11 protein-coding genes are annotated in these 9,199 nt (G+C 61.3%); 3 read left to right on the top strand and 8 right to left on the bottom strand.

Annotation, left to right across the window (positions count from 1 at the left end):
- From truA to rpmJ, 6 genes are all read right to left on the bottom strand, one after another.
- On the bottom strand, window positions 1-572 hold a 572-nt coding region (gene truA, locus NW849_RS02675), incomplete at its 3' end, for a tRNA pseudouridine(38-40) synthase TruA (protein ID WP_414355791.1).
- Window positions 573-585: 13 nt separating this feature from the next.
- Window positions 586-936 carry a 50S ribosomal protein L17 gene (gene rplQ, locus NW849_RS02670; protein ID WP_414355790.1) on the bottom strand — a complete coding sequence of 117 codons (351 nt, stop codon included), beginning with the start codon at window positions 934-936 and terminating at the stop codon, window positions 586-588.
- 95 nt (window positions 937-1,031) lie between these two features.
- Window positions 1,032-2,039, bottom strand: coding sequence for a DNA-directed RNA polymerase subunit alpha (locus NW849_RS02665; RefSeq protein ID WP_414355789.1), 1,008 nt, complete (start codon window positions 2,037-2,039; stop codon window positions 1,032-1,034).
- A 150-nt stretch (window positions 2,040-2,189) separates the two neighbouring features.
- Complete coding sequence (rpsK, locus tag NW849_RS02660) at window positions 2,190-2,576, bottom strand: 30S ribosomal protein S11 (RefSeq protein WP_011433189.1); 387 nt, start codon at window positions 2,574-2,576, stop codon at window positions 2,190-2,192.
- An 84-nt stretch (window positions 2,577-2,660) separates the two neighbouring features.
- Entirely contained in the window at window positions 2,661-3,044 is a 384-nt protein-coding gene (gene rpsM, locus NW849_RS02655; RefSeq protein ID WP_011433188.1) for a 30S ribosomal protein S13, read from the bottom strand.
- A 224-nt stretch (window positions 3,045-3,268) separates the two neighbouring features.
- On the bottom strand, window positions 3,269-3,385 hold the full coding sequence (gene rpmJ, locus NW849_RS02650; RefSeq protein WP_011433187.1) for a 50S ribosomal protein L36: 117 nt from the start codon (window positions 3,383-3,385) through the stop codon (window positions 3,269-3,271).
- A 167-nt stretch (window positions 3,386-3,552) separates the two neighbouring features.
- On the opposite strand from rpmJ, the gene NW849_RS02645 reads away from it, so the two are divergent.
- From NW849_RS02645 to NW849_RS02635, 3 genes are all read left to right on the top strand, one after another.
- Window positions 3,553-5,589 (top strand): carboxypeptidase regulatory-like domain-containing protein, encoded by a 2,037-nt coding sequence (locus NW849_RS02645; RefSeq protein WP_414355788.1) that lies wholly within the window; start codon window positions 3,553-3,555, stop codon window positions 5,587-5,589.
- A 73-nt stretch (window positions 5,590-5,662) separates the two neighbouring features.
- Entirely contained in the window at window positions 5,663-6,724 is a 1,062-nt protein-coding gene (locus NW849_RS02640; protein WP_414355787.1) for a carboxypeptidase-like regulatory domain-containing protein, read from the top strand.
- 349 nt (window positions 6,725-7,073) lie between these two features.
- A complete protein-coding gene (locus tag NW849_RS02635; protein ID WP_414355786.1) occupies window positions 7,074-8,129 on the top strand; it encodes an LLM class flavin-dependent oxidoreductase in 1,056 nt (351 codons plus the stop codon).
- A 60-nt stretch (window positions 8,130-8,189) separates the two neighbouring features.
- On the opposite strand, the gene NW849_RS02630 is transcribed toward NW849_RS02635, so the two are convergent.
- Both NW849_RS02630 and NW849_RS02625 read right to left on the bottom strand, forming a co-directional pair.
- Window positions 8,190-8,777, bottom strand: coding sequence for a hypothetical protein (locus NW849_RS02630; RefSeq protein ID WP_414355785.1), 588 nt, complete (start codon window positions 8,775-8,777; stop codon window positions 8,190-8,192).
- Window positions 8,756-9,178: a thioesterase family protein gene (locus NW849_RS02625; protein ID WP_414355784.1), complete on the bottom strand. Its 423-nt coding sequence runs from the start codon at window positions 9,176-9,178 to the stop codon at window positions 8,756-8,758. The genes NW849_RS02630 and NW849_RS02625 overlap by 22 nt, the downstream gene beginning before the upstream one ends.
- Window positions 9,179-9,199 lie beyond the last annotated feature (21 nt).

Here is a 9,199-nt window from a genome sequence, read left to right as displayed (position 1 = left end):
CTGGCCTGCACCTCGATGCTGATCAAGTCCCCCAGCCGCTGGCAGAGCACCTCCTGCACCTGTACCCGCGAGTGGGGGCGATCGGATCCGCGCCGCCGAAAGGCTTCCAAGCTGTGCTCTCCCAGCAGGGAGTTCAGGGCTTCCGCCATCGGCTCCACCTGCAAAGGCCACCGCACCTGCCAACTAAAGAGGCGCCAGAACACATCCGGTCGCTCCCGATTCAGAATGAGGTAGCGGTAACGGCGCCAGCGAGCCGAAAAGCGGGCATGCCAGGAGCCAGGCACCTGGGCGGAAGCCAGTACCACCACATCTTCCGGCAGACAGTCGTTCAGCACCCGCGACCACTCCGCCGCAGGAATGCCGGAGGTGGTGTCGAAGTGGGCCACCTGGCCTGCAGCATGAACCCCCGTATCGGTGCGGCCTGCCCCATAGAGGGTCACCGGATGTCCCGCCCGCGACGCAATTGCCTCCTCCAGTACCCCCTGCACGGTACGGCGGGACGCCTGGCGCTGCCAGCCACAGAACCCGCTGCCGAGGTACTGAATTCTCAGGGCAATGCGACGGTACGGCATGGATCCCTTCCTGCTACACCAGCTCGATAACCGCCATTTCTGCTCCATCGCCCCGCCGATGCACGGTGCGCAGGATGCGGGTGTAGCCACCGGCCCGATCCCGGTAGCGCTCAGGAGCCTGCTCGAACAGGGAGCGCACCAAATCCTTGTCGTAGATATAGGCCAGCGCCTGTCGCCGCGCCGCCAGGGATCCCTCTTTGGCCAGGGTAATCATCTTCTCAGTGGTGGCCCGAATGGCTTTGGCGCGGGCTTTGGTGGTGGTGATCCGCCCTTCCCGCAGGAGAGCCGTGGTCAGCGCCCGCATCAGGGCCTTGCGCTGGTCGGCGGGCTTGTTGAGGTGGGGGGTACGACGGCGGTGGCGCATGGTAACCTCTGCCTTTTGTCCTACAGTCTTCGGGGATCCTTGGGTTTTGACGCGGTCGTGCCGGCGGTGCCGATACTTTGGACGGAACCTGAACCCTACGCCTTGCCCTTTTCGCGGGTGCGGGGCAGCGTCAGACCAAAGCGGTTTTTCAAGGCCTGCACCACCTCTTCGGCAGATTTCTGGCCAAAGTTTTTGATCTCCAGCAGATCTTCCTCGGTGTAGACCAGCAGATCGGCCACCGTGTTGATCTGAGCTCGCTTCAGGCAGTTGTAGGCCCGCACCGATAGCTGCAGCTCCTCGATGGGGATCTGGTTTTTCTGGTTGTCCTCGGCTGGCTGGGGCGGCACAGGGGTATCGAAGCTGACCTCCTGCAGCGGCGAGAACAAGCCCACCAAAATGCGGGCGGCTTGGCTGAGGGCCTCTTGCGGGGTGAGGCTGCCGTTGGTCCAGACTTCCAATATTAGCCGATCTTTTTCCAAAGATTGGCCGACCCGGGCTGCTTCCACGGCGTAGTTCACCTTGCGCACCGGCATGAAGACAGAGTCGATCTGCAGAAAATCGATTGCCATCGCCTTGCTGTCAGAGTAATCGACGGCGCGGTAGCCATGTCCTCGGCCAATCATGAACTCCATTTCCAAAATTGCCCCTTCCGCCAGGGTGGCAATGTGGTGACGGGGGTTGATCACCTCCACGTCGCTGGGCAATTGCAGCTTCTCGGCGGTGACTTCCCCTGGCCCCTGAGCCACCAAACGGCCCACCTGAGTATCGGGAGCGGTGGAGCGCAGCACCAACTCCTTCATGTTCAGAAGGATCTCCATCACGTCTTCCCGCACCCCCGGCACCGTGGAAAACTCGTGGCTCACCCCGGCAATGCGTACAGCGGTCACCGCCGTCCCTTCTAGATTGGAGAGCAACACCCGCCGCAAAGCGTTGCCCACCGTGATCCCTTGGCCGCGCTCCAGTGGCCCCAGAGCAAATTTGCCGTAGTGAACGCCGTTATCATCCCGATGAGATTCAACACACTCGGTCTGGTAAGCAACAGCGCTTGAGCTCGCTTTGCTGCCGAGAGAGTGGAGGAGGGTTCGGCTGGTTTGAATCATCATAGTGGCCCCGTCCGTCTGGCTCGATATCCGTTTGGAGAACTGATGAAACTTCGAGGTCATCTCACGCTTGGGCAGACCTTCGCTGGGGCATGGCGTAGCTCTGGAGAAAACCCCCTACAGACGCTCGACCAGCCCTCAACGCGGGATCCTTCAGACACGCCGCCGCTTGGGAGGACGGCAACCGTTGTGGGGAATGGGGGTAATATCTCGAATCAGAGTAATTTCCAGGCCCGTTGCCTGTAGAGCGCGAATGGCGGTTTCCCGACCGGCTCCCGGCCCGCTCACCATCACTTCGATCTGGCGCATGCCGTTCTCCATGGCTTGACGCGCCGCACTTTCTGCTGCCATTTGGGCGGCGAAGGGAGTGCCCTTTTTGGCCCCTTTGAAGCCCGTAGAACCTGCCGAGGCCCAAGACACCACATCGCCGTTGGGATCCGTGATGGTGACGATGGTGTTGTTGAAGGTGGACTGAATGTAGGCCACCCCATTGGGGATGTTCTTTTTGACTTTACGTCCGCGCCGTTGCTGCCGAGCCATGATCCAGGTGTCCTTGCAATCGACTGTTTGGGGTTGGGATTCGGGATGGTGGAAGAGTTTTGCCTTCCGCGCAAAGCCGAGCGACTACTTCTTGGCAGGAGCTTTCTTCTTGCCGGCCACCGTTTTCCTGACCCCCTTGCGGGTGCGGGCGTTGGTGCGGGTGCGCTGACCACGCACGGGCAGACCCAGGCGATGGCGACGACCTCGATAGGTGCCGATGTCGATCAGCCGCTTGATGTTCATCGCCTCCTGGCGGCGCAGATCCCCTTCTACCTGGTATTCGCCCTCCACCACCGTCCGTAGGGCGGCCACCTCAGCGTCGGTGAGGTCGCGGGTACGAGTATCCGGATTGATACCGGTCTTCGCCAAAATCTGGCGGGAGCGGGTTAGCCCAATGCCGTAAATGTAGGTGAGGGCAATCTCCACTCGCTTTTCTCGGGGGATGTCAACTCCCGCAATCCGTGCCATAGTCAGGGGTACCTTATCAAATCAAACCAACTCGAACACACTTGCCCAGTAAGGATTGAGTTGCCTGCCTGAGATGGGATCCTCATTCAGAGAAATGTTGCTGTAGAGATGCCGGTCTTGGGATCCATGCTCACCGAGAGGTCTAGCCAACGTTTTGCTCGGTTGTGTCGGAAGCCTTTGCCTCTGTCTCCCGTTGCAGGCTGAACCCACCCACCATCGACCCTCTAGCCCTGCCGCTGCTTGTGCTTGGGGTTGGAAGAACAAATGACCATCACCCGACCGTGGCGGCGGATGACCCGGCATTTTTCGCAGATCCGACGGACGGAAGGCCGTACCTTCATGGTTGATCCTGACAAAACCAGCGAATATCCATTCTATGTTCGTCTGGGCAGCCTGTCAAAAAATGGGTTTGGGCTTTCCGGCACCGAGGGGACGGTCGGGTTGGCTATGCTGGTTGGGCAAGGATCTCCTGAGTCAAAGCAGGCGCGGCTGTGGAGTGAGGAAGGTCATGCGGTGGCAATGGCTGGTTGTGCTGAGCAGCGTGCTGGGGCTGGGATCCCCCGTGCTGGGGCAAGGGATCCCTTTGCCGGCAGCAGGCTCCTCCTCTGCGGTGGAGAACTTTTCGACGGACGGGAACGGCCTGAGGACAGAGGGGGATTGGCTTTTGCCCTTGCGCAGCTCTGCCGATCGCATCGATGGGGTACCGGATCGGGGCTGGGTCGCGGTTGGGCTGTTGGAGGAGCAGGCGGTGACTCTGCTGGATGGGGCCAGCGGGGATCCCTTGTGGCAGGCGGCGGTGGGGTTTGCCCCCAGTGTGGTGCGGGTGGATGAGGCGCGGCAGGTGGTCTATGCCTCTGGCCCCAATGCCCCTGGGCTGGTGGCCCTCGATCTGCTGACGGGGGAGCTGATTCAGGCCTATGGGTTGCCGGCGGGAGTTTTGGATATTGCCGTGGATGGGGTCACAGGGCGGGTTTTCGCCTCCCTGCCCTCTGCCCAAAGTCTGGCGGTGATGGCTGCTCCCCTGCGCGTCAGCGGTGCGCAAAGCGATCCCTCAGAGCAGCCGCAAGCCCGCAATTTGCCGATGCCCGGCCCCCCCTTGGCGCTGGCCTATGATGCGCAGCGGGGATCCCTGTTTGTGGGCCTAGCCGGGGAGGATCCCCTCAGCTTGCTGGTGGTCAACCCGGACAATGGGGAGCTGTTGGCCCGTTGGCGGGGCGGTCATACTCCGGAAGCCATGGCCCTGGATGCGGAACGGCAACGCTTGGTGGTGCTCAACTCCGGCAGCCAAGATCTAACAGTGCTGGATCTGAGCCGCAGCGGCGAGGCCCTGCAGCGGGTTGGCCTGGATTGGCGACCGACGCGGCTGGCCCTTTCCCCGGATGGACGTTGGGCTTACGTGACCTCCCGCGATAGCGACCGCCTGCAACTGGTGGATTTGCAGACGGGGCGATTGGCAGCCTCACTGCGGCTGCAGGGACAACCGACGGGTCTGGTGATGTTAGACGGTCGGGATCTGTGGGTGGTGGCAGCAGGGATCCCGGCCTTGCGCCGTTTGCAGAATGTGGAAGCCCAAGCTATCGCCGCGCGACGCTCTCGCGAACAGGCGGCCCTTGCCGTCCGCAATGGTGGGACGGAGCCCTCAAATGGGGAAGCCAGCCAGCAGGAAGGAGCCCTCTCCCCGGAAGGAGCGGGTGTGGTGACCGGGCGGGTGCTGGATATTGCCGGCCAACCCGTTCAGACCGGGGTTTTGCACCTGGCCGCCACGCCAACCCAACCCAGGCAAACCGTCCGCATTGCTGCCGACGGCACTTATGTGCTGCCGGAACTGCCGGCTGGCCTGTATTTGGTAGATGTGGAGGTGCCGGGTTTTCCCCTGACCAGCACCCAGGTGGAAGTCCGGGCCGGCTTTGTCTCCACTCAGGATATTCGCCTGCCGCCAGGGGAACCGACCCGCCAGCCGGAGGGCATTGGCCTTTTGCCGGATGAACCCGTTTACTCGGATGAGCTGGCCCGCCACCTCAGCATGGCCCTGAAGGAGTTGCAGCCCCAGCGACCGGTACTGCTCTTGAAGGGGCCTCTGGGGCCGGATCCCCGGTTTGAGCCGCTTCTGCCCCTCACCCAGGGCCTGACTTTGTTGGATCGGGATGAGCGCTACACCTCCGATTTGGCCAAGCTGAAGGTGATCGGGGATGCCCTGGGATTGCGCTACATCCTTTTGACCCAGATGCAGATCTCGCGGGACTACAACCGCCAGGGCAACTCTCTGCTGAATACGGCCTTACGCTTTGTGGCCCCGACGGTGCCGGTGGAAATTCCCAATTTCACCCCCAACCAGTTGCGCAGCCGCGGGGTGGTGGTGGTGGTGGACTTGCAGAGGGATCGGCCTGGGGATCGGGCTCGCTACTACGAAGCCTATGGGCGGGATGATGTGGGCGGGGATCCGATGTTTGAAGATGCGGCAGCGGGCCTGTTTCGGCTGCAGGTGCGCAACATGGTGCCGGTGTTTGTCCAACAATGGCAAGCCAACAACCCCTTTTCGGGGTGAGGATCCCTGCAGCACCCGTCAGTGGCGCAAAGCAGAATAGAACCGACTGCTATTACCGGATGCAACCTTCGCCATGCCTCTTCTCTTCTTCCATCCTCTCCGGCGCAGGATCAGCTATCGCTACGCGACGCTCTCGCGAACAGGCAGTCTGGCCCTCTGCGGCTGGCTGGCACTGACTTCAGGAGCGCTGGCTCAGGCTCCGGCCACCCCCATTCCACGGTTGACGCCGTTGTTTCCCTTTCAAGACAAAGGGCAGCCCCAGGGAACGGCGCGGCTGGTGGGGCAGGTGAGCAACAGCGTGGGACAACCTGTGGCGGGGGCACAGGTGCAGTTGGAGGGCATGGAGAACCCCAATCAGCCGATTCAAACCGATGAGCGGGGCGCTTTTGAGCTAGACCATGCCCCAGCCGGGCGTTGGCTGTTGACGGTGTGGCACCCCGACTATGAAAAGGCAGAGCAGGAGATCCTCCTGCAAGCGGGCCTGACCACCCCTGTGGATGTGGTTTTGCAGGTGCCCATTCGGCCTCAACCCCGCCGTCGCCTTGGCATTTTGGGGGTGGGAGGGTTGGAGCATACCCAACTGTTGGGCCAGCGCCTGGCCATAGAGGCGGTGCGTCTGGGCTTGATCCCCAACGGCGAGAAGGTGGTGCCCCTGGACAACCGTCGCATTCAGCCCATTTTGCAGAAGGTGGGCTGGCCCATCTACGAGCTGTTTGAGTGGGATCGCCGCAAGCCGGAGGCGGTGGGCCAATTTTTCGATTACCTGGGCCTGGAAGCCATCGTCATCGCCCGCGTCGATGTCCTCACTCGACCAGCTTCGCCAACGGAGTTGAGCCTGCGTTCCCGCAGCCGCCTGGAACTGTGGCGGTTTGATGAGCAAGGCAACCTTGTGGTAGATATCCTGGCCGAGGCCAGTCGCGATCAGGTGGAGCGGAGCAACCTCAATGCTGCCGAGCTGGCCCAGCTTTATCAAATCCAAGTCACCCAAATGGCTGCTGAGGTGGGATCCCGCTGGAAGGAAAATCACCCGCTGGCCCAATACCTAGAACTGGCTCAGGGAGAAGCCCCACCCCCACGCTCCCGCCTGGACACGGCTGTGGAGCTGCGCATTCCCCCTGCCACGCCTACCCCTTAGGTTGGGAACTGCCCAAACCCATTCCCCTAGCTAACCGATTCGCGTTAGCGGTGCGGAGTACTGAAGTTGGCCTCAACAGCGGAGCAGCGATGGGATCTACAAGGGCGGGGCCAACCAAGACCAAGATATCTTCTTTATCTTCTTTTGCTTCACCTGTTCAAATCAAAGTTGTGCTCGCCGAGGCTGTTCCGGCGCTGGTTGCCTTGGCGGTGGGGAGCACATCGTTCGGGATCCCTTCCTGGCTTACCCAGTAGTGTTGCACACCATTTCCTCGCCTCTGACCGACTTAGATAGGGCAGGGGGTTTTTGGCCTGTTTCCCCAAGGGCTTTATCGAGAGAGGACTGGACGATGAGGTATCTGCAGTTTGGGGTGTTTATCCCCATCGCCAACAACGGCTGGATCATCTCGGTGAATTCGCCGCAATATATGCCAACTTTCGAGCTGAACAAGCAGATCACCCTCTTGGCGGAACGGTATGGCTTTGAATTTGTCCTGTCCATGGTGAAGTGGCGGGGGTTTAAGGGGAAAACCCAGTTTTGGGATCACGCCTTGGAGTCTTTTACCCTAATGGCGGGCTTGGCGGCGGTGACGGAAAGGATCCATCTCTACGCTTCGGTGGCTCTGCCTACGCTCCACCCTGCTGTGGCCGCTCGCATGTGTGTCACTCTGGACAGCATCAGCAAAGGACGGTTTGGCCTCAACATCGTGACCGGCTGGAACAAGCTGGAATATTCGCAAATGGGCCTGTGGCCGGGGGATGAATACTACAGCTATCGCTACGACTACGCCACCGAGTATGTGCAGGTGATGAAGCTGCTCTGGGAGCAAGGGCGTGTTTCTTATCAGGGCAAGTATTTTCAGTTGGAAGACTGCGTTTGTCAGCCTCGCCCTTCGCGGGAGATCCCGATTGTTTGCGCAGGGCACTCAGAGCGGGGTATGCGCTTTACGGCGGAAATGGGCAACCACAACTTCATCTTGGCTCCCGTTGAAGAGGCTGGTCGCATGAGCGATCGGCTGAAGGAGCTTGGCCAACGGGTGGGACGCACTGTGGGTACCTACGCTTTGTTTACTGTGGTGATGGGAGAAACCGACGCGGAAGCCGAAGCTGTTGCAGAGCACTACATGGAAGGGGGGGATATCGAGGCCCTGCTGGGCTGGAAAGGGGCAGCCAACACAGATCCGGTGGGGGTGAACGTGAAAAGCTACCAGGCAGAGGCATTTATGGGGATCCCAACCCTCATCGGTTCCTATGAAACTGTGGCAAGAGAACTGGATCGCATCGCCGGCCAAACCAGCATCGATGGGATCCTGTTCACATTCCCGGATTTTGTTGCCGATGTGCAGCGATTTGGGGAACGGGTCATGCCTCTGTTGAATTGCCGCCCGGCGCTGCAGCCGGTCTGACCACGTCAGCGGTGCGGTTCCCCCACAGCACTTTTCTCCTGAGGCCAGCTTTCCCATTGGCTATTTCTGCCGGGGATCCCCCCTGGTTGCCCGCAGGACTCTGTCCCACCGGCGCGAAAGGGCGAGCCATCCCAGTTTTAAGGCCGGCCCCAGCACCTGCCAGCCGCGAAACCGAACCACCAGGGATCCCTGTCCGCACCAGCCGATGCGGGTGAAGGTCAAGCGCAGGTGTTGAGCCAACGGAAGAGGTAGAGCGGCGATCAGCCCCAAGCATTGCCCCGTCAAAGCTGGATCGGCAAAGCCAATTTCTACGCCGCCTTGCCAGGATTGAATGCGAAGTTGCTTGCCCAGCTTCCACAGGTAGGGCCAATAACGCGGCCAATCTCCGAGGGAGCGAGGTTCTCCCCGCTGTACCGGCCAACGCCCGCGAAGGCGCAGGGATCCCCAACGCCATTCCCAGCCACGGCGGCTGCCCCGCACGGCCCAGCCTCCCCAGCCGTGCCATTTCCAGATCCAGGCAAGGGGGCCCTGCCAGGGTTTGCGGTAGCGCAGAATGAGCTGTTGAGGCCAGAACAAGAGAGTTCCCACAAAGACGGCCAGCAGCAATCCCAAAGGACTCCGTCCCGCTAACGCGAACAGCTTGAGCACCGACTGGGATCCTCCGCGGTCAATCCATAGCGGGCCAGAAAACGGGGCAAATCGACCACCAGGCAGGTGTAGGATCCCTGCATCACCAGCCGCTCCTGCTGGGTGATCTCCACCTGAAACTGAATGCGTCTCCCCTCCACGGCCACGACTTCGACCCGAACCTGCAAGGGATCCCCCGCCACCGCTGCCGACCGATGCTCCAAGGCAAAGCGGATCCCGACCGCCGCTTCCTCCGGCTCGTAGAAGGGCTGCAAGGTGTTGTGGCCGCACCGCTCGATCAACGTCAACAGAGCTGGGGATCCGATCACCTTCACACCGGGGTTGCCCAGGGCTGCAGCGGTTTGTTCCGGGCCGAGGATCCCCTGCCAGGTGCCGAGGGTGCCCAAGGGAACGGGTTTCATCTCCGCACAACCAGAGTGCTC

The organism is Synechococcus sp. R55.3 (assembly GCF_047461975.1).
In the GTDB taxonomy this organism is placed as follows: Bacteria; Cyanobacteriota; Cyanobacteriia; order Thermostichales; family Thermostichaceae; genus Thermostichus.
This window is presented reverse-complemented; position numbering and strand designations above follow the sequence as displayed.

Excerpts from the sequence above, each read along its gene's own strand:
- rplQ (WP_414355790.1), bottom strand. The coding sequence starts at position 936 with ATGCGCCACCGCCGTCGTACCCCCCACCTCAACAAGCCCGCCGACCAG.
- NW849_RS02665 (WP_414355789.1), bottom strand. The coding sequence starts at position 2,039 with ATGATGATTCAAACCAGCCGAACCCTCCTCCACTCTCTCGGCAGCAAA.
- rpsK (WP_011433189.1), bottom strand. The coding sequence starts at position 2,576 with ATGGCTCGGCAGCAACGGCGCGGACGTAAAGTCAAAAAGAACATCCCC.
- rpsM (WP_011433188.1), bottom strand. The coding sequence starts at position 3,044 with ATGGCACGGATTGCGGGAGTTGACATCCCCCGAGAAAAGCGAGTGGAG.
- rpmJ (WP_011433187.1), bottom strand. The coding sequence starts at position 3,385 with ATGAAGGTACGGCCTTCCGTCCGTCGGATCTGCGAAAAATGCCGGGTC.
- NW849_RS02645 (WP_414355788.1), top strand. The coding sequence starts at position 3,553 with ATGCGGTGGCAATGGCTGGTTGTGCTGAGCAGCGTGCTGGGGCTGGGA.
- NW849_RS02640 (WP_414355787.1), top strand. The coding sequence starts at position 5,663 with ATGCCTCTTCTCTTCTTCCATCCTCTCCGGCGCAGGATCAGCTATCGC.
- NW849_RS02635 (WP_414355786.1), top strand. The coding sequence starts at position 7,074 with ATGAGGTATCTGCAGTTTGGGGTGTTTATCCCCATCGCCAACAACGGC.
- NW849_RS02625 (WP_414355784.1), bottom strand. The coding sequence starts at position 9,178 with ATGAAACCCGTTCCCTTGGGCACCCTCGGCACCTGGCAGGGGATCCTC.